Annotated in this window: 27 protein-coding genes; 17 read left to right on the top strand and 10 right to left on the bottom strand. The window is 72.6% G+C overall.

Annotated features, from left to right (window positions below):
- The first annotated feature begins 126 nt into the window (after positions 1–126).
- Complete coding sequence (locus AB0J10_RS26980) at positions 127–732, top strand: PadR family transcriptional regulator (protein ID WP_363065066.1); 606 nt, start codon at positions 127–129, stop codon at positions 730–732.
- Between the two features lie 101 nt (positions 733–833).
- Here the strand turns inward: AB0J10_RS26980 and AB0J10_RS26975 are convergent, their stop codons facing one another.
- The gene (locus tag AB0J10_RS26975; RefSeq protein WP_363065065.1) at positions 834–1,262 is read right to left on the bottom strand and encodes an SRPBCC family protein; all 429 of its coding nucleotides are present in this window, start codon (positions 1,260–1,262) and stop codon (positions 834–836) included.
- A gap of 308 nt (positions 1,263–1,570) precedes the next feature.
- On the opposite strand from AB0J10_RS26975, the gene AB0J10_RS26970 reads away from it, so the two are divergent.
- The 3 genes from AB0J10_RS26970 (at position 1,571) to AB0J10_RS26960 (ending at position 4,363) form a co-directional block, all read left to right on the top strand.
- Positions 1,571–2,119, top strand: coding sequence for a Clp protease N-terminal domain-containing protein (locus tag AB0J10_RS26970; protein ID WP_363065064.1), 549 nt, complete (start codon positions 1,571–1,573; stop codon positions 2,117–2,119).
- 31 nt (positions 2,120–2,150) lie between these two features.
- On the top strand, positions 2,151–3,143 hold the full coding sequence (locus AB0J10_RS26965; RefSeq protein ID WP_363065063.1) for an EamA family transporter: 993 nt from the start codon (positions 2,151–2,153) through the stop codon (positions 3,141–3,143).
- A gap of 233 nt (positions 3,144–3,376) precedes the next feature.
- Entirely contained in the window at positions 3,377–4,363 is a 987-nt protein-coding gene (locus AB0J10_RS26960) for a DMT family transporter (RefSeq protein ID WP_363065062.1), read from the top strand.
- A gap of 166 nt (positions 4,364–4,529) precedes the next feature.
- On the opposite strand, the gene AB0J10_RS26955 is transcribed toward AB0J10_RS26960, so the two are convergent.
- A complete protein-coding gene (locus AB0J10_RS26955; protein WP_363065061.1) occupies positions 4,530–5,201 on the bottom strand; it encodes a pyridoxamine 5'-phosphate oxidase family protein in 672 nt (223 codons plus the stop codon).
- Positions 5,202–5,237: 36 nt separating this feature from the next.
- Here AB0J10_RS26955 and AB0J10_RS26950 point away from each other — a divergent pair, with 36 nt between their 5' ends.
- Positions 5,238–6,569, top strand: coding sequence for an aminotransferase class I/II-fold pyridoxal phosphate-dependent enzyme (locus AB0J10_RS26950; protein ID WP_363065060.1), 1,332 nt, complete (start codon positions 5,238–5,240; stop codon positions 6,567–6,569).
- A 95-nt stretch (positions 6,570–6,664) separates the two neighbouring features.
- Here AB0J10_RS26950 and AB0J10_RS26945 read toward each other — a convergent pair whose 3' ends face one another.
- Positions 6,665–7,702: a DMT family transporter gene (locus tag AB0J10_RS26945; protein ID WP_363065059.1), complete on the bottom strand. Its 1,038-nt coding sequence runs from the start codon at positions 7,700–7,702 to the stop codon at positions 6,665–6,667.
- 74 nt (positions 7,703–7,776) lie between these two features.
- Here AB0J10_RS26945 and AB0J10_RS26940 point away from each other — a divergent pair, with 74 nt between their 5' ends.
- Entirely contained in the window at positions 7,777–8,676 is a 900-nt protein-coding gene (locus AB0J10_RS26940; RefSeq protein ID WP_363065058.1) for a LysR family transcriptional regulator, read from the top strand.
- A 131-nt stretch (positions 8,677–8,807) separates the two neighbouring features.
- Here the strand turns inward: AB0J10_RS26940 and AB0J10_RS26935 are convergent, their stop codons facing one another.
- Positions 8,808–9,275: a pyridoxamine 5'-phosphate oxidase family protein gene (locus AB0J10_RS26935; protein ID WP_363065057.1), complete on the bottom strand. Its 468-nt coding sequence runs from the start codon at positions 9,273–9,275 to the stop codon at positions 8,808–8,810.
- A gap of 208 nt (positions 9,276–9,483) precedes the next feature.
- Between AB0J10_RS26935 and AB0J10_RS26930 the strand changes: the two genes are divergently transcribed.
- The gene (locus AB0J10_RS26930; RefSeq protein ID WP_363065056.1) at positions 9,484–10,134 is read left to right on the top strand and encodes a cysteine hydrolase; all 651 of its coding nucleotides are present in this window, start codon (positions 9,484–9,486) and stop codon (positions 10,132–10,134) included.
- A gap of 49 nt (positions 10,135–10,183) precedes the next feature.
- Here the strand turns inward: AB0J10_RS26930 and AB0J10_RS26925 are convergent, their stop codons facing one another.
- The gene (locus AB0J10_RS26925; RefSeq protein WP_363065055.1) at positions 10,184–10,678 is read right to left on the bottom strand and encodes a Rieske (2Fe-2S) protein; all 495 of its coding nucleotides are present in this window, start codon (positions 10,676–10,678) and stop codon (positions 10,184–10,186) included.
- Positions 10,679–10,790: 112 nt separating this feature from the next.
- Here AB0J10_RS26925 and AB0J10_RS26920 point away from each other — a divergent pair, with 112 nt between their 5' ends.
- From AB0J10_RS26920 to AB0J10_RS26885, 8 genes are all read left to right on the top strand, one after another.
- A complete protein-coding gene (locus AB0J10_RS26920; RefSeq protein ID WP_363065054.1) occupies positions 10,791–11,645 on the top strand; it encodes a HipA family kinase in 855 nt (284 codons plus the stop codon).
- Positions 11,642–12,037 carry a DUF3037 domain-containing protein gene (locus AB0J10_RS26915; RefSeq protein WP_363065053.1) on the top strand — a complete coding sequence of 132 codons (396 nt, stop codon included), beginning with the start codon at positions 11,642–11,644 and terminating at the stop codon, positions 12,035–12,037. Before AB0J10_RS26920 ends, AB0J10_RS26915 begins: the two co-directional genes overlap by 4 nt.
- Positions 12,038–12,218: 181 nt before the next feature.
- Positions 12,219–12,980, top strand: coding sequence for a 3-oxoacyl-ACP reductase FabG (gene fabG / locus AB0J10_RS26910; protein ID WP_363065052.1), 762 nt, complete (start codon positions 12,219–12,221; stop codon positions 12,978–12,980).
- A gap of 16 nt (positions 12,981–12,996) precedes the next feature.
- Positions 12,997–13,770, top strand: coding sequence for an SDR family oxidoreductase (locus AB0J10_RS26905; RefSeq protein ID WP_363065051.1), 774 nt, complete (start codon positions 12,997–12,999; stop codon positions 13,768–13,770).
- A 118-nt stretch (positions 13,771–13,888) separates the two neighbouring features.
- Positions 13,889–15,469, top strand: coding sequence for an ABC transporter substrate-binding protein (locus AB0J10_RS26900; RefSeq protein ID WP_363065050.1), 1,581 nt, complete (start codon positions 13,889–13,891; stop codon positions 15,467–15,469).
- A 100-nt stretch (positions 15,470–15,569) separates the two neighbouring features.
- Positions 15,570–16,253 carry a uracil-DNA glycosylase gene (gene ung, locus AB0J10_RS26895; RefSeq protein WP_363065049.1) on the top strand — a complete coding sequence of 228 codons (684 nt, stop codon included), beginning with the start codon at positions 15,570–15,572 and terminating at the stop codon, positions 16,251–16,253.
- 109 nt (positions 16,254–16,362) lie between these two features.
- Complete coding sequence (locus tag AB0J10_RS26890; protein ID WP_363065048.1) at positions 16,363–16,839, top strand: hypothetical protein; 477 nt, start codon at positions 16,363–16,365, stop codon at positions 16,837–16,839.
- 308 nt (positions 16,840–17,147) lie between these two features.
- A complete protein-coding gene (locus tag AB0J10_RS26885) occupies positions 17,148–18,053 on the top strand; it encodes a Gfo/Idh/MocA family oxidoreductase (protein ID WP_363065078.1) in 906 nt (301 codons plus the stop codon).
- On the opposite strand, the gene lnt is transcribed toward AB0J10_RS26885, so the two are convergent.
- From lnt to AB0J10_RS26860, 5 genes are all read right to left on the bottom strand, one after another.
- A complete protein-coding gene (gene lnt, locus AB0J10_RS26880; RefSeq protein ID WP_363065047.1) occupies positions 17,977–19,584 on the bottom strand; it encodes an apolipoprotein N-acyltransferase in 1,608 nt (535 codons plus the stop codon). The two genes, AB0J10_RS26885 and lnt, sit on opposite strands and share 77 nt — an antisense overlap.
- A gap of 73 nt (positions 19,585–19,657) precedes the next feature.
- Positions 19,658–20,116 (bottom strand): nuclear transport factor 2 family protein, encoded by a 459-nt coding sequence (locus AB0J10_RS26875; protein WP_363065046.1) that lies wholly within the window; start codon positions 20,114–20,116, stop codon positions 19,658–19,660.
- A gap of 49 nt (positions 20,117–20,165) precedes the next feature.
- The gene (locus AB0J10_RS26870) at positions 20,166–22,178 is read right to left on the bottom strand and encodes an APC family permease (protein ID WP_363065045.1); all 2,013 of its coding nucleotides are present in this window, start codon (positions 22,176–22,178) and stop codon (positions 20,166–20,168) included.
- Between the two features lie 164 nt (positions 22,179–22,342).
- Positions 22,343–23,215: an undecaprenyl-diphosphate phosphatase gene (locus AB0J10_RS26865; RefSeq protein WP_363065044.1), complete on the bottom strand. Its 873-nt coding sequence runs from the start codon at positions 23,213–23,215 to the stop codon at positions 22,343–22,345.
- Positions 23,216–23,815: 600 nt separating this feature from the next.
- On the bottom strand, positions 23,816–24,523 hold the full coding sequence (locus AB0J10_RS26860; protein ID WP_363065043.1) for a TVP38/TMEM64 family protein: 708 nt from the start codon (positions 24,521–24,523) through the stop codon (positions 23,816–23,818).
- A gap of 49 nt (positions 24,524–24,572) precedes the next feature.
- Between AB0J10_RS26860 and AB0J10_RS26855 the strand changes: the two genes are divergently transcribed.
- The gene (locus tag AB0J10_RS26855) at positions 24,573–25,271 is read left to right on the top strand and encodes a DNA alkylation repair protein (RefSeq protein ID WP_363065042.1); all 699 of its coding nucleotides are present in this window, start codon (positions 24,573–24,575) and stop codon (positions 25,269–25,271) included.
- Positions 25,272–25,356: 85 nt separating this feature from the next.
- A complete protein-coding gene (locus tag AB0J10_RS26850; RefSeq protein WP_363065041.1) occupies positions 25,357–25,515 on the top strand; it encodes a hypothetical protein in 159 nt (52 codons plus the stop codon).
- The last annotated feature ends 7 nt before the right edge of the window (positions 25,516–25,522 follow it).

Genomic DNA, 25,522 nt, shown 5'->3' with positions numbered 1-25,522 from the left:
GAGGCCGGGCGATGTCGCAGGCCAAGGCCAATCCCGGTGATCTGGACCGGTCGGCGATTGTCAGTCCCAGTATTCCGATATATCGTTGAAGCATCGCGACAGGTCGATGATGGAGGGAGCGTAGTGATGCGTTCACATGGACACGGCTTCGGACCCGGCCCGGGACAGGGCGGTTGCGGGCCCGGCCATCACGGTCGGGGTGAGTACGAGGGGCGCCGCGCCGCCTTCGGCCCGTTCGGGCCGGGGTTCGGCGGTCCCCCGTGGGGCGGCGGCCGCGGCCGCGGCCGGGGGAGGGCTCGCCGCGGTGATGTGCGCGCCTCGATCCTGGCCCTGCTGAAGGACCGCCCGATGCACGGGTACGAGATGATCCAGGAGATCGGCGAGCGCAGCGGCGGGGCCTGGAAGCCCAGCCCCGGCTCGGTCTATCCCACGCTCCAGCTGCTGGAGGACGAGGGGTTGATCACCAGCGAGAGCGACGGCGGCAAGAAGCTCTTCACGCTCACCGGGACGGGTCGCGCCGAGGCCGAGTCGGTTCCCGACGCGCCCTGGGAGGAGGCCGGCCGCGGGATCGACTGGGACGCCATGAACGAGATCCGTCAGGCCGGGTTCGGGCTCATGGAGGCCTTCGGCCAGGTCTGGAAGACCGGCACCCCGGATCAGCGGCAGAAGGCGATCTCGGTGATCGGCGAGGCCCGCAAGAAGCTGTACCTCATCCTGGCCGACGAGGGCTGAGCCTGCCCGGCCGTCCGCGGGGGCACCGGCCGGCCCCCGCGGACGGCCGGGGCGAGATGAAGGGCCCCGCGCGGGGCCCTTCCCGCGCGTCTCCGGGACGGTCAGCTCACGAGCCCGCCGAGCCTGCGGAGCGATTCGTTGAGCGCGGCGGTCGCCGAGTCCCTGAGCTTGCCCGCCATCAGCGAGACGGCGGCGCCGGTGAACTCCCCGTCGATGCGAACGGTCGTCGCACCGCCTTCCGGGGTGAGGGTGTAGCGGGTGCCGAGGAGGACGCCCATCGGGCCCGTGCCCCTGATCGCGAGGACCCGCTCGGGCTCCAGTTCCTGCACCGTCCAGCGCACTTCCGCGGGGAAGCCCATCAGCTTCATGTTCTCCGTGAAGGTCGCGCCGGTCTCGAGGGTCTCGGGACCGCCCTGCGGGAAGCTCGTGTGGGTGGCGTTCCACCGGCCGTAGGAGGCGAAGTCCGTCAGCTGGGCCCACACGTGCCCGGCGGGCGCCCCGATGCGTGCGTCGGCGCTGACCTCGGCCATGGCGACCACCCCTTCTCGTCGGGCCCGGCGGCCCCTCGGGTTCCGGTGCCGTCGGAACGTAGCCGTGCGGTCGGCAACATTCAATACTGATGAACTGTCAGATCCGGTCGGCTCGCGTCGTTGGGCCACGGTCTCCGCGGCCGGTGCCCGACGGTCTCCGGCCGGCGGGGAGCGCCCGGCACCGCTCGTGCGGGTCGCGTCTCCTCCGCAAGGAGGAGGCGCGGCACGCGGTGCCCACCTTCCGCGGGATGCCCGAATGCTCCCGTGCGGCGATGACCCGGACCGTACGCGGCTGATGGGGTGGGACCGTGCACTTCCCCGTCCCGCGTGTGCCCCGGCAGCCCGCTCCAGCCCCCACCGGGACCGACGCCGGACTCTCCGAGGAACTGGCGCCGGTCGTCGCCGGCGCGCGCCGGCGTGCGCTGCGGGACGGTGACCCCCAGATCGACACGGCCCATCTGTTGCACTCCCTGGTCGAGTCCGGACCCGACGTCCGGGCGGCCTTCGGCGGCCCGGACCAGGTCGCCCGCGTCCTCGGCTATCTCGTGCAGCGCAGCATCGGGTACGGGCTGCGCTGGCAGGCGACGGTCGAGGACTCCGGCGCGGTCCCGGTGGTCCCGGCGGACCGGGACTCGGGGCAGACGGTTTGGTCGCCGTCGGCGGAAGCCGCCGTGCTGCGCGCGCGGGAGCGGGCTGCGGACCGTGGGGAGCACCGGCCCGGCGGACTCGATCTGCTCGCCGGACTCGCCGCCGACCGCGAGTCCAGGGCCGCCGAGGTCCTCGTGCGTGCGGGGGTCGACCCCGACCGGCTGACCGGCCGGATCGGGGAGCTGTCTCAACAGGTGCGACGGACGTGACGCTCCTGACCCGGGCTGCCATGATGTGCCGATGCACGCGTCTCGGGAAAGGAGCGCCGGGCTGGGACTCGCCCTGGCCTCGGCGTTCGCCTTCGGTGGTTCAGGTGTGGCGGCCAAGCCGCTCATCGAAGCGGGGATCGACCCCCTGCATGTGGTGTGGCTGCGAGTGGCCGGTGCCGCCCTCGTCATGCTTCCCGTCGCATGGCGCCACCGGGACCTGCTGATACGCAAACCGGCGCTGCTCGCCGGATTCGGGATGCTCGCCGTCGCCGGTGTCCAGGCCTGCTACTTCGCGGCGATCTCCCGCATCCCCGTGGGCGTGGCGCTGCTCATCGAGTACCTGGCCCCCGCCCTCGTCCTCGCCTGGGTCCGCTTCGTCCAGCGCCGCCCGGTCACCCGCGCCGCCGCCGTCGGTGTCGTCCTCGCCGTCGGCGGGCTCGCCTGCGTCGTCGAGGTCTGGTCCGGGCTGGGCTTCGACGCGATCGGTCTGCTGCTCGCCCTCGGGGCGGCCTGCTGCCAGGTCGGCTACTTCGTCCTGTCCGCCCAGGGCTCCGACGGAGACGACGCCGCCGACCCGCTGGGCGTCATCGCGTACGGACTGCTCGTCGGTGCGCTCGTACTGACCGTCGTCGCCCGCCCTTGGGGGATGGACTGGCAGGTGCTCGGCGGCGGAGCCGCCCTGGCCGGCACGACCGTCCCGGCGGCGCTGCTGCTCGGCTGGATCGTCCTGATCGCCACGGTCGTCGCCTACGTCACCGGCGTCGTGTCCGTCCGCAGGCTCTCGCCGCAGGTCGCGGGAGTCGTCGCCTGCCTGGAGGCGGTGATCGCGACGGTGCTGGCCTGGGTCCTGCTCGGTGAGCACCTCTCCGCGCCCCAGGTCGCCGGCGGTGCCCTGGTGCTCGTGGGCGCGTTCATCGCCCAGTCCTCCACGCCGAAGGCCGCATCCGGACCGGTGGCTGGCGGTTCCGGCACCGTGGCCGGGGCTGCCGACGGCGACTTGGCGGCCGAGCGGGCGGCGGTCTAGGGTGGCGATCATGCATTCGACCGTTCTCCCGCCGCCCGCCGCCTAGCGCGGGCGGTTCTCCGCCGACGAAGACCGGGTCCGGGGTGTGAAGTCCCCCGGACGGTTCGTCGCTGCCCGCGCGTGGAGTCCAGCGGCCAACTGTCCTGTCTTCAGGCCCGTCGTGGGAGACGTTCCCCACCCTTCGGGGCGGGCCTCCGGGGGCTTCCCCCGGACACCCAGCACGGAGTACTCACGTGTCGAATCCTTCTTCGGCTGCCGTCACCGGCCTGCCCGTCGGGCGCAGCCTGTTCTACCTCGTCGTGGCCGGTGCGGCCTGGGGGACCGCGGGGGCGGCCGCCTCACTGGTCTTCGAGGCCAGTGACCTCGGCCCGCTCGCCCTGTCCTTCTGGCGCTGCCTGGGCGGGCTGCTGCTGCTCGCGGGCGCGCTCGCGCTGCGCGGGCGCCGGGCGGCGCGGCGCGGCCGCGCAGGCGTGGTCAGGCCCGAACCGCGCCGCCGCAGGCTGCTGCGCATCCTCGGCACCGGTGTCGGTCTGACCGTCTTTCAGAGCGCCTACTTCGCCGCCGTCGAACAGACAGGGCTGGCGGTCGGCACCGTCGTCACCCTGGGCGCCGGACCCGTGCTGATCGCCCTCGGCGCCAGGATCACCATGGGGGAGCGGCTCGGGGGCGGCGGGATCGCCGCCGTCGCCGGAGCGCTGACCGGACTCGTGGTGCTGGTTCTGGGCGGTGGGAGCGGCACCGTGCGGCCGGTGGGCGTGGTGCTGGCGGTCGTCTCCGCGGCGGGCTACGCCGCCATCACCCTGCTGACCCGTTGGCTCGGCCGGGACGGCGACGGTCCCGATCCCCTGTCGACGACGATGTGGACCTTCGTGGTCGGCGCCGTCGGGTTGCTGCCGGCGGCCCTCGTCGAGGGGCTCCTGCCGCACACCGCGGAGCCGCTGCGGGTGCTGGGGATGCTGGTCTACATCGCCGCCGTCCCGACGGCGCTCGCCTACGCGCTCTACTTCGCGGGAGCGGCGGTCGTCCGCGCCGCGACGGTGTCGGTGATCATGCTGCTGGAACCGGTCGGCGCGGCGGTCCTGGCCGTGACCGCGCTGAACGAACGGCTGACCTCGGCGACGGTGGCCGGGACGGTGGTCCTGCTCGCGGCGGTGGTCGGGCTGGCCTGGCAGGAGACCCGGCCGTCCGGGCGGCGCGGCGCCGTGGACGTGCCGGCCTGATCCTGCCGTACGGTCGGCGTCGACGACCCACGACGGGGGCCGAACAGTACCCGACGGGCCCCCTTCCACCCCGCCGTGCCGCGGCCCGATCGTGCGCCTCGCGGCGACGGGCCGTGTGACCCCGCAGGCGTCACACGGCCCGGCCGGCCTCGCCGGAGGCCGGCCGTCACAGCGAGGCCAGGTACGCGGGCAGGGCCACCGACGGGTCCATGTCGTCCGCGGGGACCGGCACTCCGTGGCCCCTGACCAGCGGGACGACCCCGGTCCAGTGCGGAAGCGCCAGGTCCTCGGGGTCGTCGTTCGGTCCGCCCGCCCGGACCTTGGCGGAGACCTCGTCCAGATCCAGCCGGAGCACGGCCGTCGCGGCGAGCTCCTTGGCGTTGGCCGGACGCGAGTCGGAGGAACGGCCGGGGACGACGTGGTCGACGAGGGCGTCGAGAGCGGCGCGCTTCTCCGTCGGATCGGTCACCTGGCGGGCGGTGCCGTGGACCACCACCGACCGGTAGTTGATCGAGTGGTGGAACGCCGAGCGGGCGAGCACCAAGCCGTCGACGTGTGTGACGGTCAGGCAGACCTCCAGGCCGGGATCGGCCTGGCCGGCCATGCGCAGCGGACGGGATCCGGTCGAGCCGTGCACGTAGAGCACGTCGCCGACCCGGCCGTACAGCGTCGGCAGCACCACCGGCGCTCCGTCGCGCACGAAGCCGAGATGGCAGACGGAGGTCTCGTCGAGTATCGAGTGCACCAGTGCCCGGTCGTGGGACGCGCGCTCGCGCGCCCTGGTGGGGACGGTCCGGTCGGTGGACCGGTAGGTCGGCGACTCCTGGGACGGTGCCATTGCGTTCTCCTATTGCACTAGTGCATAATCTTGTTTGTGCTAGGAGAGTATCGGATCGAAGGGCGCGGCGCATCGGACATCGCGGCCAGCATCGAGCGAGGTGTCGGGTCGGGGGATCTCCGTCCCGGCCAACCGCTGCCCCCCATGCGGGAGTTGGCGGCCTCCTTGGGGGTCAATCCGAACACCGTCGCGGCCGCCTACCGGACGCTGCGCGACCGCGGCGTGATCGAGACGGCCGGCCGCAAGGGCAGTCGTGTGCGCGAACGGCCGGCCAGTACGGCGCGCGGCTCGCTCACGATCGACGCCCCGCCCGGAGTGCGCCAGATCTCCGAGGGCAATCCGGACGCCGCCCTGCTTCCCCCGCTCCACGGCGCCTTCGCGGCGGCTGCACGCCGTCATGACGTCCGGCCGGTGCTCTACGGGCAGGACGCCGTGGACCCGCAACTGGCGCGGCTCGCCCGTGCCGGGCTGGACGCGGACGGGGTGCCCGAAGGCCCGGTCGCCGTCACCTCCGGGTCGCTCGACGCCATCGAGCGGGTGCTTCACGCCCATCTCCGGCCCGGCGACGCCGTGGCCGTGGAGGATCCTGGCTGGGGGAGCCTGCTGGACCTGGTCCCGGCGCTCGGGCTGCGGCCGGTTCCGGTCGCCGTCGACGACGACGGTCCGCGTCCCGAGGACGTCGAGCGGGCCCTCGGCCGCGGGGCGAGGGCCCTGATCGTGACCGACCGGGCCCAGAACCCCACGGGTGCCGTCGTCTCCGCGTCCCGCGCCGGCGAACTCCGCGACGTGCTCGGCCGGTACCCGAGGACACTGCTCGTCGAGGACGACCACGGCCATGCGATCGTCGACGAGCCGCTGCACCCCCTCGCCGGTGTCACGGACCACTGGGTGCTCGTAAGGTCGGTCGCCAAGGCGTACGGTCCCGACCTCAGGCTCGCCGTGCTCACCGGTGACCGGGTGACCCTCGACCGGGTCCAGGGGCGTCAGCGACTGGGCCCCGGCTGGGTCAGCCGGCTGACCCAGCGCGCCGTCGTGGAGCTGTGGACCTCCGGGGCCGTCGACCCGTCGGCCGTCGCGGCCGCCTACACGGACCGCCGCGACGCGCTGCTGAGGGCCCTGGCGGAGCGGGGGGTGGATGCCCGCGGGCGCAGCGGCATGAACGTGTGGGTACCCGTGGCCGACGAGACCGGTGCGGTGGCCCGGCTGCTGCACTGCGGCTGGGCGGTGGCGCCGGGCGCCCGCTTCCGCATCTCCTCACCACCGGGGGTGCGGCTCACGGTGTCCGGCCTGACGGCCGGCGACATCTGCGCGCTCGCCGACGCGGTGGCCCTGGCGGCCGGCCCGGTCCCTCCGCGCAGCTACGGATGAGCGGGGTGCGGGGCATCCGGCCCGAACGGCGACCGCCGGGACGGCGAGACGCCCTCGGGGCACCTCGCCGCCCATGCCGGCCGGCGAGCACGCGGTCACGACGGGATCCGACGCCTCCGTGCCCGTGGCGGGCGGACGCCCCTCCCAGCGGGCCTCGCCCCGGACCCGTTCTGGGTGAGCGCGGCCCCCACCAGCACGATCAGGGCGCCGAGGGGTGTGTTCCAGCCAAGCCTCTCGTCGAGCAGCGTGACCCCCGCGGCGGTCGCGATGACCGGGATGAAGTACGTGACCATCGTCGCGGTCGTGGGTCCTACCTCGGCGACCAGTCCGTACTGCAGCAGCATGGCGATCCCCGTGCCCAGTGTGCCCAGGGCCACCACCGCGAGCAGCGGAACCAGGGGGAAGGAGGCCGGCACCCTGGTGAACAGAGGTGTCACCAAGGCCAGTTGGAGAGTCGCCAGCATCAACTGCGCCCCGGTCAGGGACAGATGGGAATGCGACGAGCCCGCGAGTGTGCGCCGGACGTAGATCCAGCCGACCGGGTAGCTCAGGGCGGCCAGGAGGGCCATCGCCGTGCCCCCGACGTCCAGTCCGGAGAAGCCCTGCCAGGCGCCCAGCACGGTGAGCACACCGATGAAGCCGATGCCCAGGCCGGCGACCCGGCGGCGGGTGGGCCGGTCCTCGGAGAGCGCCACCAGCGACAGCGCCATGCCCCACAGCGGGGACGTGGCGTTGCAGATCCCGGCCAGTGTCGAGGGGATGGTCAGCTCCGCGTAGGCGAAGAGCGAGAACGGCAGCGCGTTGAGGAAGAACGCCGCGACGGTCAGGTGCGCCCAGGTGCGTACCCCGCGAGGCAGCCCCTCGCGCCGCACGGCCATGACGGCGGCCAGCACGGCCGTACCGAAGAACAGCCGGCCGAAGGTCACCTGGAAGGGCGCGAAGCCCTCCGTGCCGACCTTGATGAGCAGAAAGCTGAAGCCCCAGATCAGGGCGAGCACGGCGAACCTCAGGCGCCAGCCGAAGGCCGGTCGGTCGCGCCCGGTGGAGGGCGGGGCCGCGGGGGGAGGGGTGGGTGCGGAGGACGCGGATCCCGTGGCGGGACCGGTGCGTGACGGCGGCGTGGCGGTGGTCATGGGAACCAGCCTGGAGCCAATGTCTTCTTAGGACAAGCGAGACTTCTTTCAGTTATCCGATTAGCATTGCTTACATGTTGAACCTGGAGCGCCTAAGAACCCTGGACGCCCTGGCCCGGCACGGTTCCGTCAGTGCCGCGGCCGAAGGACTGCACGTCACGACCTCGGCCGTGTCCCAGCAGATGGCCAAGCTCGAGCGCGAGGTGGGTCAGCAGCTGATGGCCAGGAACGGGCGCGGGGTGCGGCTGACGGACGCCGGACGCCTGCTCGCCGACCACGCCGCCCGCATCCTGTCGCAGGTCGAGCTGGCTCAGGCCGACATCGAGGCGCAGCGGGGACAGGTGGTCGGCGAGGTGCGGCTCGGGGCGTTCCCGACGGCCGCCCGCGGCCTCTTCCCCGCGGCGCTCGCGGCCCTCCGCGCCGACCACCCCGACCTGCGGGTACGCACGAGCGAACTGGAACCCGAATACGCCCTGCGACAGGTGATCAGGGGCGATCTCGACCTGGCGGTGGCGCTGGACTGGAGCAACAAGCGGCTCCCCGTCCCGGGCGGGCTCACGCGCGAACCGCTGCTGGACGACGCAGCCGACGTGGCGATGCCCGCCGACCACCCGCTCGCCGGCCGGGCGGACGTGGACCTCGAGGACTTCGCCGACGACGACTGGGTCTCCTGGCCCGAGGGCGAGTTCTGCTACGAGTGGCTGGTGTTCACGCTGCGCGCCAAGGGCATCGAACCCCGCATCGTCCACCTCGCCGGCGAACACCACACCCAGCTGGCACTGATCGCGGCGGGCCTCGGTGTCTGCGTGACCCCGCGGCTGGGCCGGGGGCCGGTCCCGGACGGCGTCCGGCTCGTCCCGGTGCGGCAGAAGGTACGCCGGCACATCTACGCGGTCTGGCGGACGGACGCCGACCGCCGGCCGTCGATCCGTGCGGCGCTCGCGGCTCTCCGGTCGGCCGCGGCGACCGCCTGACGCCCTCAGGACGCGGGCCGGACGGGAATCGGGGGCGGGCCTCTCCCGGGCGCGGGCCCGCTGACGCCCCGCGGTCCGCAGCCCGCGCGGCACCTGCCGGGCCGGCTCGCCGACCGGAGGAGCGCCCGGGCTCAGAGCCCGTCCAGCTTGCGGAAGTCCCACGACGCGATCGCCTCCGGCGTCAGCCTGAGCCAGGCGTGCCGGCCGTCGTGCGGCATCGAGTCCAGGCCGAAGTTCTTCCGTGCGAACAACCGCTCGGGGGTCTCGAGTTCCGGGCAGGGTTCGCCGGTGCGCGGAGCCTCGCCCACGAAGGCCGCCGTCCCGGAGAGTTCCACGCCGCGCAGCTCGCCGTACTCCTCCCCGGCGTCGACAACCACCGCGATCCGCGGATCACGGCGCAGTTCGGACCACCGCCGGCTGCGGGTGATCGAGTACAGCCACAGCGACGTGCCGTCCCAGGCGAACCACAGGGCGCTGACGTGCGGCCTGCCGTCGGGCGAGACCGTCGCCACCCGGCACGTGCGCTGCTCGGCGAGGAACGCGTCCAGCTCGGCGGGCGACATCATGATCCGTCGGCCCCGGCGCTGTGTGACGGCCATAGGCGGCCCCTCCTCCCGCGGGCCGGCGTTCCGCCGGCCGACCGACTGACGTGGTGTCGGAAATCATGGGTGCTCTTCCGCCGCGAGGCAATGCCCGCTACCGTCGCGCGCCCGGGTCCTCCGGGACCGTGGGGCCGTCCCGGACCGGACCGGACTCACCGGCGACCACGAGCCGTCCGCCGCCCGGACGACGAGAAAGGCGGGGCGCATGCCCTCCTACGAACAACTGCGGGCGCAGCTCGACCCGGCCCGCACGGTCCTGCTCACCGTCGAGTGCCAGCAAGGTGTCGTCGGCCGGGACAGCGCCCTGCCGGAACTCGCGGCACAGGCACGGGCGTCGGGCGCCCTGGGGAACATCGGCCGGCTCGTGGACGCCGCCCACGAAGCGGGTGTGCAGGTCATGCACGCGGTCGCGGAGCGGCGTCCCGACGGGCGTGGCGCCGGCCGCAACGCCCGGCTGTTCCGGGCCGCCGAGCGGCTGCCGGTGCAGCAGTACTCGGGCAGCAAGGCGGTCCGCGTCGCCGAGCCCATCGAGGTCGCGGACGAGGACATCGTGGTGCGCCGGCTCCACGGCCTGTCACCGATCGCCGGCACGGACGTCGACGCGCTGCTGCGCAATCTGGGCTGCCGCACGCTCGTCGTCACCGGCGTCTCGGCCAATGTGGCGATACCGAACGCCGTCTTCGACGCGGTCAACCTCGGCTACACCGCGGTCGTTCCCGCGGACGCCATCGCGGGGGTGCCCCCCGAGTACACCCCCGCGATGATCAGGAACACGCTCGCTCTCGTGGCCACCGTCACCACCACGGACGACGTGCTCGCGTGCTGGAAGGCGCCGCGCCGGGCCCAACGCACCTGAGGTGCGTTGGGCCCGGACGGTCGCCGCCTTCCCGGATGCCGCTGGGCCGTCAGGCGAGCTTGATCGAGTCGCCTTCGACGACGATGGCCGCGGCGGGCAGTGGCGAGGTCGCCGGGCCGCTCTTGACGCTGCCGTCGCCGGCGTCGAAATTGCTGTTGTGGCAAGGGCAGTTGATCAGTCCGTCGGCGACGCCCTTCACCGCGCAGCCCTGATGGGTGCACTTCGACGAGAAGGCCTTGAACTCGCCCGCGGTCGGCTGTGTGATCACGATGTCGCCGATGACCTTGCCGCCGCCCTCGGGGATGTCGGCGACACTCGCGATCACCTCGCCGCCGCCTCCGCCCGTCGTGCCTCCCGTGCTGCCGCCGGTCGAACCGCCCGTGGAACCACCGGTCGTGCCACCGTCCGCCGGGGACACGGCCCCGCTGCCCGGACTCTCCGAGCCGCCGCACGCCGTCAGCGCCGCGGCGAGCCCGGCGCCGCCGGCGGCCGTGAAGACGGTGCGCCGCGCCACGGTGCGCGCCGGTCCCTGCGTTCCGGTCATGCCGCTCCCTTTCCACAGTCGGCCCCGTCCCGGGCCGTTCGTGTTGTTCTACGGGACCGGACCACCGCTCGTTCAACGGCCACGCCGCAAAACCGCAAAGTAATCTGGCGCAATGCTCTCCGAAGTCACAGCGACCCGCTATGTCACGCCTTTGCGTGAGGGCGGCTCGCTCCCGGGCATCGTCGAGGCCGACGATCTCGGTACCTACGTCATGAAGTTCACGGGGGCCGGGCAGGGGCGCAAGACCCTGGTGGCCGAGGTCATCTGCGGGCAGCTGGGACGCAGGCTCGGGCTGCGCGTGCCCGAACTGGTCCGGATGCAGCTCGACCCGGTCATCGGCCTGTCCGAGCCCGACCAGGAGGTGCAGGAGCTGCTGAAGGCCAGCGGCGGGCTGAACCTCGGGATGGACTTCCTGCCCGGCTCGATCGGCTTCGACCCGCTCGCGTACGCAGTGGACTCCGCGGAGGCGGGCCGCGTCGTCTGGTTCGACGCTCTGATCAACAACGTGGACCGGTCGTGGCGGAACCCCAACATGCTCGTGTGGCACGGGGACCTGTGGCTGATCGACCACGGTGCCACCATGATCTGGCACCACAGCTGGCCCGGGGCGGCGGCCTCGGCGGCGAAGCCGTACGACGCGTCCGACCACGCCCTGGCACCGTTCCGGCCGGACATCGCGGGGGCGGCCGCCGCGCTGGCCCCGCTGGTCACCCGCGAGCTGCTGACCGAGGTCGCCGCGGACGTCCCGGACGAATGGCTCGTGGACGAGCCCGGGTTCGACACCACCGGCGCGGTCCGCCGCGAGTATGTGGAGGCCCTGCTGCCGCGGGCTGCGACGATCCACGAGCGCATCACGCTGGAGGCACCCTCCGGTCCCCGGCCGTCCCAGGCGCCGGGCTGGCTCACCGATCACATCGGCTCCTGGCCGCACCCCACCAGGAAGAGCACCGAGGACGGCGGCCAGTGACCCGGAACGATCCCCGGCGGGATGTCTTCGAGTACGCGCTGCTGCGCGTCGTTCCGCGCGTCGAGCGCGGTGAGTGCTTCAACGCGGGCGTGGTGGTCTACTGCCGCGCGCGGTCCTTCGTGGCCGCCCGCACGCTGCTGGACGAGACCAAGCTGAGGGCGCTCGACCCGAGGGCCGACGTCACCGGTGTACGGGCGGCGCTGCACGCCGTGGAGGGCGTCTGCCGCGGCGGTGAGGAGGCCGGACAGGCGGCCCGGGACGACGCCGGCCGGCGCTTCCGCTGGCTGATCGCACCCCGATCCACCGTGGTGCAGCCGGGGCCCGTGCACACCGGACTGACCGCCGATCCGGAGGCCGAGGTCGAGCGGCTGCTGGACGTGCTGGTGCGCTGAACGAGCCCGTCGGAGGGGGCGCGTGACGGGGGGCACCCCGTGTGCCGTTGACACCGGGTGCCAGGGCTTCTAGCGTCACGTCTGCTGAAGGTACTAAGCGGTCGCTCACCCTCCGGGGCGAGTCGACGGGCCGTACCGGGCGAGCCGTATCCAAGGGATCCGAGGGCGAGGAGAACGAACCATGTCCAGCAACGAGCAGCGCGTCGCGATCGTGACGGGGGCGGCGCGCGGCATCGGCGCCGCCACCGCCGTGCGTCTGGCGGCCGAGGGCCGTGCCGTGGCCGTACTCGACCTCGACGAGGCGGCCTGCAAGGACACCGTCGAGAAGATCACCTCCGCGGGCGGCAGGGCGATCGCCGTCGGCTGCGACGTCTCGGACTCCGCCCAGGTGGAGGCCGCCGTGGAGCGGGTGGCCGCCGAGCTCGGCGCGCCGACCGTCCTCGTGAACAACGCGGGCGTGCTCCGCGACAACCTGCTGTTCAAGATGAGCGAGTCCGACTGGGACACGGTGATGAACGTGCACCTCAAGGGCGCGTTCCTGATGGCCAAGGCGTGCCAGAAGCACATGGTCGACGCGGGCTTCGGCCGGATCGTCTCCCTCTCCTCCAGCTCCGCGCTGGGGAACCGGGGCCAGGCGAACTACTCGGCGGTCAAGGCCGGTCTGCAGGGCTTCACCAAGACCCTCGCCAAGGAACTCGGCAAGTTCGGCGTCACCGCCAATGCCGTCGCGCCCGGCTTCATCGTCACGGAGATGACCGCCCAGACCGCCTCCCGGGTCGGCATGGGCTTCGAGGAGTTCCAGGCCGCTGCCGCCACCCAGATCCCGGTTCAGCGGGTCGGCCGGCCGGAGGACGTCGCGAACGCGATCGCCTTCTTCACGGGCGACGACGCCGGATTCGTCTCGGGTCAGGTCATGTACGTGGCCGGCGGCCCGCTCAACTGAACCGGAGGCGACCGACATGACCGCACAGGAGCGAGAGCTTCCCCCGCTGTCCGGCAAGGCGGCCCTGGTGACGGGCGGCAGCCGCGGCATCGGCTACGGTGTCGCCGAGGCGCTCGTCGCCCGCGGCGACCGGGTGTGCATCACCGGCCGCGGCGAGGACGCGCTGAAGGAGGCCGTCGAGAGCCTCGGCGCGGACCGGGTGATCGCCGTCGCGGGCAAGGCCCACGACGAGGCACACCAGGCCATCGCCGTCGAACGTGCCATGGAGGCGTTCGGCCGCGTCGACTTCCTCGTGAACAACGCCGGCACCAACCCGGTGTTCGGCCCCATCGCGGAACTCGACCTCAACGTCGCCCGCAAGGTGTACGAGACGAACGTGATCTCGGCGCTCGGCTTCGCCCAGCAGACCTGGAAGGCCTGGCAGAAGGAGAACGGCGGCGCGATCGTGAACATCGCGTCCGTCGCGGGGCTCTCCGCGTCCCCCTTCATCGGGGCGTACGGCATGAGCAAGGCGGCCATGGTCAATCTGACCCTCCAGCTGGCGCACGAGTTCGCGCCGGCGGTCCGGGTCAACGCGATCGCCCCCGCCGTGATCAAGACGAAGTTCGCCGAGGCGCTGTACGAGGGCCGGGAGGCCGAGGCCGCCGCGGTGTACCCGATGGGCCGGCTCGGCGTCCCGTCGGACATCGGGGGGGCGGCCGCGTTCCTCACTTCCGACCAATCGGACTGGATCACGGGGCAGACACTCGTGGTGGACGGCGGTATTTTTCTCAACGCCGGAGTCCACTGAGTCGATTTCCACCCGAATGGCTTGAGATGGCCTTGAGCGCCCCGCCGGACCGCCACGTTGTTCCGGCGGGGCACTGCGGTATGGTTCGCCGACCCATGGCTGAACGAGGAGCGTGCACGTGTTCAACCGGACGATGCTGCAGGCGGCTGCAGCCCTTGCGTCCATATCCCTGGTGGCGGGATGCGGTCTGTTTTCGGACGACGACGCCGATGGGGCGCGGCCCATAGTGGTCGGTACGACGAGTGCACCCAGCACACTCGACCCGGCCGCCGCGTATGACGGCTCCTGGGAGCTGTACCGCAATGTCTTCCAGACCCTTCTGAGCTTCCCGACCGGAAGCACCGCGCCGCAGCCTGACGCGGCCGAGAAGTGCAAGTTCACCAATCAGGCCCATACCGCATTCCAGTGCACCCTCCGTGAGGGCCTGACCTTCTCCAACGGACACCCGCTCGACGCGGCCGCGGTCAAGCACTCCATCGACCGCATCCAGAAGATCGACGTGGACAGCGGTCCCAACGGCCTCCTCGGCTCGCTGCGCGAGGTCAAGCAGGACGACGAGCGAACCGTCACCTTCCACCTGACCAAGCCCGACGCCACCTTCCCGTTCATCCTCGCCACGCCCGCGATGTCCCTGGTGGACCCGGCCGAGTACCCGGCGGACAAGCTCCGGGAGGACGGCAAGCTCACCGGCTCCGGCCCGTACGTCCTGGAGTCCTACCAGGAGGGCTCGAAGGCGGAGCTGAAGAAGAACACCCGCTACAACGGGTTCGCCGACCGCAAGAACGACGCCGTCACCATTCGCTACTTCACCCAGTCCGAGGCCATGGTCGCGGCGCTGAAGCGGAAGGAGATCGACGCCACCTACCGCGGTCTGACCGCCGAGGAGGTCGTGGACCTCCAGGAGAAGAAGAAGGCGAACGAGGGCCTCCAACTCGTCGAGACCACCGGCTCCGACATCCGCTACCTGGTCTTCAACCCCTCCGACAAGTCCGTCCGCAAGCTCCCGGTCCGGCAGGCGATCGCCCAGGTGATCGACCGCGGTGCGCTGGTCGGCAAGGTGTACCGGGGCACCGCCGAGCCCCTGTACTCGATGGTCCCGAAGGGCATCGCGGGCCACACCACCAGTTTCTTCGACAAGTACGGCGAGCCCAACGTCGTCAAGGCGAGGAGTATCCTCGGGGACGCGGGTATCGAGACGCCCGTGCCGCTGACCCTGTGGTTCACCACGGACCGGTACGGGTCCTCGACGGCCGCCGAGTTCGCCGAGCTCAAGCGCCAACTCGACCAGTCCGGACTGTTCCGGGTCAAGCTCCAGAGCAAGCCCTGGAAGACGTTCCAGCAGGGGTACAAGAACGGCGAGTACCCCGTCTTCGGACGCGGCTGGTTCCCCGACTTCCCCGACCCGGACAACTTCATCGCTCCCTTCGTCGGCAAGGACAACGTGCTCGGCACGCCGTACGACAGTCCGGAGATCACGCAGCAGCTGCTGCCGCAGACCCGCCAGCAGAGCGACCGAGGGGCGGTGTCCAAGCAGTTCGAGCGGGCGCAGACGATCCTCGTGGAAGACGTCCGGCTCCTGCCGCTGTGGCAGGGCAAGACGTACGTGGCGACGAGCGAGGAGATCGCCGGCGCGGAGCGCGCCCTGGACCCGCAGACGGTCATGCAGTTGTGGGAACTGCACCGGCAGACCAGCTGGTAGCGCGGATCCGACCTCCGGACGCCCCACCGCAGGGAGGGTTGTCAGTGGCCGCGGGTAGGTTGTGTCGTCGGTAACTGATCGCACACCGGAGGTTGTTGACGTGACCGACACCGACATGCTGCCCGAGTCCTGGCGCGGCGTCCTCGGCGAGGAGCTCCAGAAGCCGTACTTCAAGGAGCTCGTCGACTTCGTCGAGGACGAGCGCGCCAGGGGGCCGGTGTACCCGCCTCGCGAGGAGGTCTTCGCGGCGCTGGAGGCCACGCCCTACGACCGGGTGAAGGTGCTGGTCCTGGGGCAGGACCCGTATCACGGTGAGGGGCAGGGGCACGGCCTCTGCTTCTCCGTGCGCCCCGGGGTGAGGATCCCGCCCTCGCTGCGGAACATCTACAAGGAGATGCAGGAGGATCTCGGTCTCCCGGTGCCGGACAACGGCTGCTTGATGCCGTGGGCCGAGCAGGGGGTCCTGCTGCTCAACGCCGTGCTGACCGTACGCGCCGGGGAGGCTAACTCGCACAAGGGCAAGGGCTGGGAGAAGTTCACCGACGCGGTGATCCGTGCGGTCGCCTCCCGGCCGGAGCCGGCGGTCTTCGTGCTGTGGGGCAACTACGCCCAGAAGAAGCTGCCGCTGATCGACGAGACCCGCCATGTCGTGGTGAAGGGCGCGCACCCGTCGCCGCTGTCCGCGAAGCGTTTCCTCGGGTCCCGTCCGTTCACCCGGATCAACGAGGCGGTCGCCGCCCAGGGCCATGACGCCGTCGACTGGCGCATCCCCGACCTGGGCTGACGTTTGGCGCACCTGGCTGACAGGTTCGGGTCACCGCCCGAGCCTGTGCCGCATTGCCCTCGGCGGCGGCTAGCGTCGGGAGGACGGGTCGAGGCGCTGGAGGGCCGCAGTGGTGGAGCAACAGGGGGCGTCGGGTGACGCGGTCATGACCACCAGGATCGGGCAGGCGATCATGCTGCTCCACGGCGGGGACCGCGAGGAGGCACGCAACCGCTTCTCCGCGCTCTGGGCGCAGCTCGGTCAGGAAGGCGATCTTCTGCACCGCTGCACGCTCGCCCACTATCTGGCGGACACCCAGGACGATCCCGGGGACGAACTCGCCTGGGACCTCAGGGCGCTCGCGGCCGCCGAGGCGCTCACCGAGGAGCGCCCGGAACGGCACGAGGCCGCCGTCGCCGCGCGGGGGCTCTATCCCTCGCTCCATCTCAATCTGGCCGCCGACTACCTGAAGCTGCATCGCCCCGAGGCCGCCCGGGTCCATCTGGACCGTGCCAGGGCGGCCTCGGCCGCACTCGGCGACGACGGCTACGGCAACGGGGTACGGGCGGCCATCGACCGGCTGGACCGGCGGTTGTCCGGCCTCTGACGTCACCCCCGGGCAGCCGCCGGCTGTCTCAGGGACGACTCCTGGCCGGATCACGCCGCCCCGGGGCCTGCCGCCGATCAGTTCGGCGAAGCCCTTCCTGGGTTCGCCCCTCCGGGCACGGAGGGAGGGTACCGACCGGCGGCGCAGGGGAACACCAGGCTCCGGCACCGGGCCACCAGGGACAGCGCGTGCCGCTCCGGCTCGACCGGTCCCGCTCCGGCCTTCACGGCGGACGTATGCTGCCGGGGCGGAGCGGACGGCAGCGCCGCGCCGACGGCAGGCAGGACAGGCGGACCGGGGAGGTCAAGGTGAAGGTCGGCTGCATCGGGCTCGGGGACATCGCGCAGAAGGCGTATCTGCCGGTCCTCACGACCCTGCCGGGCGTCGAGCTGCATCTGCACACCCGGACGGCGGCCACCCTCGACCGGGTCGCGGCGGCCCACCGCGTCCCGGGCCCCCAGTGCCACACCACCCTGGACTCCCTCCTCGCCGCCGGGCTCGACGCCGCCTTCGTCCACGCCCCGACCACCGTGCACCCGGGGATCGCGACCCGGCTGCTGGAGGCCGGGGTCCCCACGTACGTCGACAAGCCCCTCGCGTACGAACTCGACGACTCCCAGCGGCTGGTGGAGCTCTCCGAACGGACCCGTACCAGCCTGGCGGTCGGCTTCAACCGGCGCTTCGCCCCCGGGTACGCCCAGTGCCTTGAGCACCCGCGCGATCTCATCCTCATGCGCAAGAACCGGGTCGGCCTCCCCGAGGACCCCCGCACCCTCGTGCTCGACGACTTCATCCATGTCGTCGACACCCTGCGCTTCCTGCTCCCCGGGCCCGTCGAGCACACCGGCGTACGGGCCCGGGTCCGCGACGGGCACCTGCACCACGTGGTGCTCCAGCTGTCGGGGGACGGGTTCACCGCCGTCGGCATGATGAACCGGATGAGCGGCTCCGCGGAGGAGATCCTGGAGGTCTCCGGACAGGACGCCAAGCGCGAGGTGGTCAACCTCGCGGAGGTCGTCGACCACAAGGGCCAGCCGTCGGTGCGGCGCCGCGGCGACTGGGTGCCGGTCGCCCGCCAGCGCGGTGTCGAGCAGGCCGTGCTCGCCTTCCTCGACGCCGTCCGCGCGGAGAGGTTCCTCAGCGCCCAGGACGCACTCGCGACCCATGAGCTGTGTGAGCGGGTGGTGCGGGAGGCGCTGGAGCAGGCCTCCTGAGGGCGCGCAGCCCCTCGGCGGCGCAGAACGCCGCCAGCGCCGCCAGCGCGCCGTACACCGCCCAGTCCCCGAACCGTGCGTACGGCGTCGTCCCCCGGGCGAGCGGGATCTCGTGGACGGCCGCGGCGCTCCGGTCCGTACCGAGCCGGGGGCCCAGCCGCTCCCCCTCGGGCCCGTACACGGCGCTCACGCCCGTCAGGGTGGCGTGCACCATCGGCCGCCCCGTCTCCGCGGCCCTGAGCGCCGCCAGCGAGGCGTGCTGAGCGGGCGCCCAGCTGTCCTGGAACGTGGAGGTCGCGGACTGCGCCACGAGGAGTTCGGCACCGCTGCGCACGAGCCTTCTGCTCATGTCGGGGAACGCCGACTCGAAGCACACCAGCGGCCCCACCCGCAGCCCTGCCCGGGCCTCGTCGCCCGGCAGCTCCATCACCACCTGCTCGCCGCCGCGCATCCGGTCCTCGCCCGCCGCCTCGCCCACCGACGTGACCCAGCCGAGGACGCTGCGGAAGGGCACGTACTCGCCGAAGGGCACGAGCCGCATCTTGTCGTAGCGGTCGCCGGTCGGGCCGCCGGGGCCCACCAGCACGCTGCTCTTGAAGATGCCCGGCCGGTCCGAGCGCCGGGCGTCCACGTTCACCAGCACCTCGGCGCCCACCTCGCGCGAAAGCGCCGCGAGCCGCGCCGACAGGTCGCGCCGGGCCGCCAGATCCGCGCCGACACTGCTCTCGCCCCACACCACGAGGTCCAGCCGCTGCCCGGCCAGCTGCCGGGTCAGCTCCTCGCTGCGGGCGAAACGCCGCTCCGCCCCTCCCAGGCCGTTGACGACGCCCGGCTGGACGACGGCCACACGGACCACCCCGCCGGTCCGGTCCGGTCGCGGTGCCCACAGCCACACCGCGCCCACCGCCGTAGCGCACGCGCAGACGGCCGCGACCGCAGGGATCCGCGCATGCGGAACGGCCACCAGCACGGCCACCGCGCTGTTCACCGCCACCACGAGCAGTGTCACCAGCCACACCCCGCCGAACGACGCCAGCCGCAGTGCCGGCGGGACCTGCCACTGGCTCGCGCCCAGCAGCCCCCACGGCCCGCCCAGCCCCTCCCAGGACCTGACCAGTTCGATCGCCAGCCATCCCGAGGGGACGACGACGACCGCCACCGCCGCCCGCCCGGCCGAGGGACGGCCGCCCAGCGCCGTTCGGACCAGCAGTCCCCACGGGGCCCACAGCAGCCCGAGCAGCGCCGCCAGGACCACGATGAAGACATGCAGGTTCGGCATCAGCCAGTGGTGCACGGCGATCATGAAGCCGGTTCCGCCGAGCCAGCCGTCCAGAGCGGCCCGGCGGGCCGTGGGAGCGGTACGGACGAGCAGCAGCCACGGTACGAGCGCGACGTAGGCGAACCACCACAACCCGGGGTCGGGGAACGCGAGGGCGGGCAGCGCGCCCGCCGTCACCGCGGCCGCGCCGCGCCACCACGGAGACGACAGCAGCCGCGTCAGCTGCTCCCGCCGACCCACCGGAATCCGCATGCGGCGCCTCCACGAGAGCGTTGTCTGCCTCCAGTGTGAGGGAGCGGCCCGCGGCCGGGGCAGGCCACGTCGATCATTCGGCCGCGGGCAGGAACGCGGCACGCCGCCACTTCTCGTGCACGGTCACCGAGCTCAGCCGCCAGCCGTCGTCCCCGCGTGCCAGCCCGAACGAGTAGCGGCCGCCGGCCACGAAGTCGTCGCCCGACTCCAGCCGCATCGGATTGACGTAGTCCGCCTGCACGTCCGCCCGGTCTCCCGGGAAGCCGTCCACGTCCCGCAGCCGCACCCGGCGGTTCACGATCAGATGCTGGCGCACGGGGAACAGCCGCATCGTCTCCGCGAGCCAGCCCGCCACCTCGGCCGCGGGTCCCTCGATGCCTCCGGCGCCGCGGTAGTCGGCACGGCCGTCGCCGGTGAACAGTGCCCGGTAGGCGGGCCAGTCGGCGTCGTCCACGGCCACCGCGTACCGGGTGACGACTTCGTCGATGGCCAGCCGGTCCATCACGGTCGCGAGATCCACGCGCTGCGTCATCGGCCAAGTGTCGGGCAGCGGGGGCGCCGCGCCAAGAGGCCCGGCACGGTCAGGAGCGGCGCGGCGGGACCGGTTCGCCCCGGCGCACCGCGCCAGGCGCGCGGGCGGCGGGATGGTCGGCGCGGGCGGCGGACTCCAGTTGCCAGGGGACGCTCGTCACCATCACCCCGGGCGTGAACAGCAGCCGGCTCTTCAGCCACAGTGCGGACTGGTTGTGCAGCACGTTCTCCCACCACCGGCCCACGACGTACTCGGGGATGAACACCGCGACGACGTCCCTCGGGCTCTCGCGCCGGATCGACCGCACGTACACCAGTACCGGGCCGGTGATCTCCCGGTAGGGAGAGTCCAGGACCTTCAGCGGGACATCGATCCCGGCCTCCTCCCACTCCCGCTGCAACTCCGCTGCGGCCTCCCGGTCGACTGCCACGGTCAGTGCCTCCAGCCGGTCCGGACGGGTGGCCCGGGCGTACGCCAGCGCCCGCAGCGTGGCCTTGTGCAGTCGGGAGACCAGGACCACCGTCAGGACCCGGGAGGGCGGAGCGAGTTCCCTGCGCGGGTCGGTGACCGCGAGCTCCGCCGACGTTGCGTCGTAGTGCCTGCGGATGCTCCGCATCATCACCCACAGCACCGCGGCCGCGAGGACGGCCAGCCAGGCTCCCTCGGTGAACTTGGTCAGCAGCACGATCACCAGCACCAGCGCCGTGATGACCGCGCCGGTCCCGTTGACCACCCGGGACGTGCGGTGCCGGCGGCGCAGCACGGGGTCCGTCTCCGTACGCAGTTCACGGCCCCAGTGCAGGACCATCCCGGTCTGGCAGAGCGTGAAGGAGGTGAACACACCGAGGATGTAGAGGTGGATGAGACTCGTGACGTTCGCGCGGTAGGCCCACAGCAGCACCCCCGCCACGACCGCGAGCGCCAGGATGCCGTTGGAGAACGCGAGCCGGTCACCCCGGTTGTGCAACTGCCGGGGGAGATAGCGGTGCTGCGCGAGGATCGAGGCGAGCAGCGGGAAGCCGTTGAAGGCGGTGTTCGCGGCGAGGATCAGGACGAGCGCGGTGGCGGCCTGGACGTAGAAGAAGCCGAAGCTGCCCTCCCCGCCGAACACGGCGGCGGCCAGTTGCGCGATGACGGTGCGCTGCGTGTAGTCCTCGCAGTCGGGCAGGCCCGTCAGCCGGCAGGGGTCGTCGGTGATGCGGACGTCGGCGACGATCGCGAGGGTGGTGACGCCGACGAACATCGTCACGGCGATGAGTCCCATCGCGGCCATGGTGGCGGCCGCGTTGCGCGACTTCGGCCTGCGGAAGGCGGGTACGCCGTTCGAGATCGCCTCCACCCCGGTCAGCGCGGTGCAGCCGCTGGAGAAGGCCCGCAGGACCAGCATCACCAGGGCGAGACCGGCGAGGTTCGCCTCCGCCGGGACCGGCTCGATCCCGTATCGCGCGGTCGCCGCCACCGGAGGATCGCCGAGGAGGTAGCGCAGCAGTCCCGTCCCGCACATCAGGAGCACCCCGGCGACGAACAGGTACGTCGGCGCGGCGAACGCCCGGCCCGACTCGCGCACTCCGCGCAGGTTGACCGCGGTCAGCAGCCCGACGAAGACCAGTGCCATCTGCACGCGGTACTCGGCCAGCGCCGGTACCGCCGAGATGACGTTGTCGACACCGGAGGCCACGGACACGGCAACGGTCATCACGTAGTCGACCAGCAGCGCCGCGGCGACCACGAGACCGGCCGAGGACCCCAGGTTGGCCGAGGCGACCTCGTAGGACCCGCCGCCGCTCGGGTAGGCGTGCACCACCTGGCGGTACGACAGCACGACGACGGTCATCAGGAACACGACCGCGGCCGCGATCCAGGGAGTGAAGTGCAGGTACGCCAGGCCGCCCAGAGTCAGGACCAGCAGGATCTCCTGCGTCGCGTAGGCCACCGAGGAGAGCGGGTCCGAGGCGAAGATCGGCAGCGCCAGCCGTTTGGGCAGCAGCGTCTCGCCGAGTTCCTCGCTCCGCAGCGCGCGGCCCAGGACCAGCCGCTTGAGGAACGCCGTCACGTTGAACACGGCGCGAGGCTATGCGCGGGACCGCACGGCCCCGTCCCGCCGCGCCGTGGCGCAGCGGGACGGGGCCGTCATGGGCCCGCCCGGGGGAGCGGCAGGGGCGCGCGAGATACCGCGCCGGGCGGATGCCGTCGCCGTCCCCCTGGGAGACCGGGGACCGCCGGGCGTCAGCCCGCGGACTCGCCGGCGTGGGGGCTCAGTACGTCGGTGCCGACCAGGATGAAGATCAGGATGCCGAGGATGATGCGGTACACGACGAACGGCATGAAGCTCTTGGTCGTGATGAACTTCATGAACCAGGCGATCACCGCGTAGCCGACGGCGAAGGCGATGACCGTCGCGAAGACGGTCGGGCCCCACGCCACGTGGCCCTCGCCCGCGTCCTTCAGCTCGAAGACGCCCGAGGCGAGCACGGCCGGGATCGCCAGCAGGAACGAGTAACGGGCAGCCGCCTCGCGGGTGTAGCCCATCAGCAGGCCACCGCTGATCGTGGCGCCGGAGCGGGAGACGCCCGGGATCAGGGCCATGGCCTGGCACACGCCGAAGATCAGGCCGTCCTTGACGGACAGGTCCCGCAGCGACTTCCGCTCCCGCACGACGCGGTGCTTGCCGCCCGTCTCGTCCCGGGCCGCCAGGCGGTCGGCCACCCCGAGGACGATCCCCATGACGATGAGCATCGTGGCGGTCAGCCGCAGGTCACGGAACGGCCCTTCGATCTGGTCCTTGAGGGTGACGCCGAGCACGCCGATCGGGATGGATCCGACGATCACCAGCCAGCCCATCTGGGCGTCGTGGTCCCGGCGCATCGCCTTGTCCGTCAGCGAGCGGAACCAGGCGCCGACGATGCGGGCGATGTCCTTGCGGAAGTAGATGAGCACCGCCGTCTCGGTGCCGATCTGGGTGATCGCGGTGAACGCCGCACCCGGGTCGTGCCAGCCCGCGAAGGCGGCGGTCAGGCGCAGATGCGCGCTGGAGGAGATGGGGAGGAACTCCGTCAGCCCCTGGACGAGCCCGAGGATGAGTGATTCGAACCACGACATGAAAGCTAAGCCGTCCAAGTACTGGTCAGGTCGGAACGTACGGTACGGGCCGCGATCATGCGCCCATCGCGTGGCAGCGTAGCGTCCGCAGCTTTCGGGGTGTCGGGCGGGCTGCCCCGCCGGCGGCGACGCGCACCGGAACAGGCCGGAACGCCCGGCCGGGGCCGGCTCCGCCGGGCTCCGCTCGGTCTCCACCGGCTCCGACGCCGTCCGCCCGGAGCGTGCGCATGCGGCGTCGGCGTGCCCGGGGCGGCCGCGCCCCGCGCGGTCGGCCAACGGCCCGAGCCCCGCTCCGCACGCGTGCCCCGGCACGCTCGGCGAACCCCCGGGACGACGCCGGTCGCCCCACGCCGTCGGCGTCAGCGGCACGGGGTGGAGGCCGCGTCCGGCCTCCGCCGGGGCGCTGCGGATCCCGTCCTGGGGACCGCACGACGGCGGTCGCGCGATCCGCGCGCCGTCAGGCACGGCCTTCCTCAGGAGGCGGCCCGGCGAGCGGGTGCTCGGCGAGCGGTCCCCGGAGCCCGCCGGCGACGACGCCCGCGGGGCGGTGGGACGGGGTAGCCGCGACGGTGCCCGGTGGTGCGCCCCGGTGCCCGCCTCTCAGGCGCCGCGTGACAGGCGGTGGCGCTTGCGCCAGGCGACGGTGGCGCCGGCCAGGGCCGAGACGGCGATGAAGCCCGTCGCGGCCAGGAAGACGGGTGAAGTCGGCGATGCCGCGGTGCTGCCGGCGATCACGTAGGCCGCGGTGTTCGGGACCGAGCCGAGGCCGGTGGCCAGCAGGAAGGGGAGATAGCCCATGCGGGACACGGCGGCGCAGTAGTTGGCGGCGGCGAAAGGGATTCCGGGGAACAGCCGCAGCGCGAGCATCGAGCGGAACCCGTGCCGGCTCAACTGGCCGTCGGCGGCCTTCAGCCAGCGGCCCCGCAGCAGCGGCCGCAGCGCCTCCTGGCCGAGGAACCGTCCCAGGGTGAAGGCGATGCCCGCGCCCAGCACGGTGCCGGCGATCGCGGCCGCCAGACCGGCCTGTGACCCGAAGAGGGCGCCCGCGGCCAGGTTCAGCAGGGGGCGCGGGACGAACGCCGCGGTGCACAGCCCGTACGCCGCGGCGAAGAGCGCCACCGCCGTGGCGCCACCGACCCGGGGCGGCCAGCCCGCCACCAGCAGATGCTGCGGCTCGTAGGCCACGACCGCCGACGCGGCGGCCGCCAGTACGGCGACGAGCAGGGCCAGGCGGGACCGGGGGGAGAGGAGGACGCGGCCGAAGCGGAGAGCGAAGCCGTCGCGCGGCCCGGGGACGGGGTCGAGCATCCGGGGAGACTAACCGAACGCGCGGTGTGATCGCCGTAAGCTGTGGCACATGACGCTCCCGGTGCCGCGCAGCGCCCTCGCCGACACGGTGCTCGAACGGCTCACCGCGACCTACCCGGCGGCCGCCGACCCGGTCCGGGCCCGGGAGGCCGCCGCGTACATGAAGGGCGTCGTGCCCTTCCTCGGGATCCGCACCCCCGAACGCCGGGCGCTGTCCCGGGCGGTCCTCGACGGCACGCCCCCGCCCACGGAGGCCGACTGCACGGCCGTCGCCCTGCGCTGCTGGGAGCTGCCCGAGCGCGAGTACCACTACTTCGCCGCCGACTACCTGCGACGACACGTCGGACGCTGCTCCTCGGAGCTCATCCCGGTGGCGCACCGGCTGATCACCACCGTCTCCTGGTGGGACACCGTGGACACCCTCGCCGCGCACGTCGTCGGCGCGCTCGTCGCGGCGGATCCAGGGCGGGCCCGCGTGATGGACCGCTGGATCGGGGACGACGACATCTGGGTCGCCCGTACGGCCCTGCTCCACCAGCTGCGCCACAAGGAGGCCACGGACGAGGAACGGCTCTTCCGGTACTGCCTCCGCCAGTCCGGCCACCCGGACTTCTTCATCCGCAAGGCCATCGGCTGGAGCCTGCGCGAGTACGCCAAGACCGCCCCGGACGCCGTACGCGACTTCGTCGACTCCGCCCGCGGACGGCTCGCGCCGCTCTCCGTGCGGGAAGCGCTGAAGAACCTCTGACGTGCGGCTCGGCCCGTCGAGGACCGCCGGGCACGCCCGGGGAAAACCATTCGACGCGCGCCGTGCGGTCGGAGATCATCGACTCATGTTCCGGCAGACCTTCCCCGCAGCGCCGTCCGCAGTCGCGGACGCGCCGAAGGCTGCCCGCTTCCTCGCCCCCACGGCATTCTCCGCGGCCCTCGCGGCCGCGGCCGCCTTCGTCACGGCGGCCGCGGCGGCAGCCGCCGACGGCGCCCGAAGCTGACTCTCCC

This window comes from Streptomyces sp. NPDC049887, from assembly GCF_040656535.1.
Lineage (GTDB): Bacteria > Actinomycetota > Actinomycetes > Streptomycetales > Streptomycetaceae > Streptomyces.
The sequence above is the reverse complement of the archived record's forward strand: the minus strand, read 5'-3'. Positions and strand labels throughout refer to the sequence as shown.

Coding starts and splice junctions, on each gene's coding strand:
- AB0J10_RS26920 (WP_363065054.1), top strand. CDS start 10,791: ATGCTCTCCGAAGTCACAGCGACCCGCTATGTCACGCCTTTGCGTGAG.
- AB0J10_RS26860 (WP_363065043.1), bottom strand. CDS start 24,523: ATGCTCGACCCCGTCCCCGGGCCGCGCGACGGCTTCGCTCTCCGCTTC.
- AB0J10_RS26935 (WP_363065057.1), bottom strand. CDS start 9,275: ATGGCCGTCACACAGCGCCGGGGCCGACGGATCATGATGTCGCCCGCC.
- AB0J10_RS26945 (WP_363065059.1), bottom strand. CDS start 7,702: ATGACCACCGCCACGCCGCCGTCACGCACCGGTCCCGCCACGGGATCC.
- AB0J10_RS26925 (WP_363065055.1), bottom strand. CDS start 10,678: ATGACCGGAACGCAGGGACCGGCGCGCACCGTGGCGCGGCGCACCGTC.
- lnt (WP_363065047.1), bottom strand. CDS start 19,584: ATGCGGATTCCGGTGGGTCGGCGGGAGCAGCTGACGCGGCTGCTGTCG.
- AB0J10_RS26875 (WP_363065046.1), bottom strand. CDS start 20,116: ATGACGCAGCGCGTGGATCTCGCGACCGTGATGGACCGGCTGGCCATC.
- AB0J10_RS26850 (WP_363065041.1), top strand. CDS start 25,357: ATGTTCCGGCAGACCTTCCCCGCAGCGCCGTCCGCAGTCGCGGACGCG.
- AB0J10_RS26975 (WP_363065065.1), bottom strand. CDS start 1,262: ATGGCCGAGGTCAGCGCCGACGCACGCATCGGGGCGCCCGCCGGGCAC.
- AB0J10_RS26855 (WP_363065042.1), top strand. CDS start 24,573: ATGACGCTCCCGGTGCCGCGCAGCGCCCTCGCCGACACGGTGCTCGAA.
- AB0J10_RS26940 (WP_363065058.1), top strand. CDS start 7,777: ATGTTGAACCTGGAGCGCCTAAGAACCCTGGACGCCCTGGCCCGGCAC.
- AB0J10_RS26930 (WP_363065056.1), top strand. CDS start 9,484: ATGCCCTCCTACGAACAACTGCGGGCGCAGCTCGACCCGGCCCGCACG.
- AB0J10_RS26865 (WP_363065044.1), bottom strand. CDS start 23,215: ATGTCGTGGTTCGAATCACTCATCCTCGGGCTCGTCCAGGGGCTGACG.
- AB0J10_RS26905 (WP_363065051.1), top strand. CDS start 12,997: ATGACCGCACAGGAGCGAGAGCTTCCCCCGCTGTCCGGCAAGGCGGCC.
- AB0J10_RS26955 (WP_363065061.1), bottom strand. CDS start 5,201: ATGGCACCGTCCCAGGAGTCGCCGACCTACCGGTCCACCGACCGGACC.
- AB0J10_RS26965 (WP_363065063.1), top strand. CDS start 2,151: ATGCACGCGTCTCGGGAAAGGAGCGCCGGGCTGGGACTCGCCCTGGCC.
- fabG (WP_363065052.1), top strand. CDS start 12,219: ATGTCCAGCAACGAGCAGCGCGTCGCGATCGTGACGGGGGCGGCGCGC.
- AB0J10_RS26980 (WP_363065066.1), top strand. CDS start 127: ATGCGTTCACATGGACACGGCTTCGGACCCGGCCCGGGACAGGGCGGT.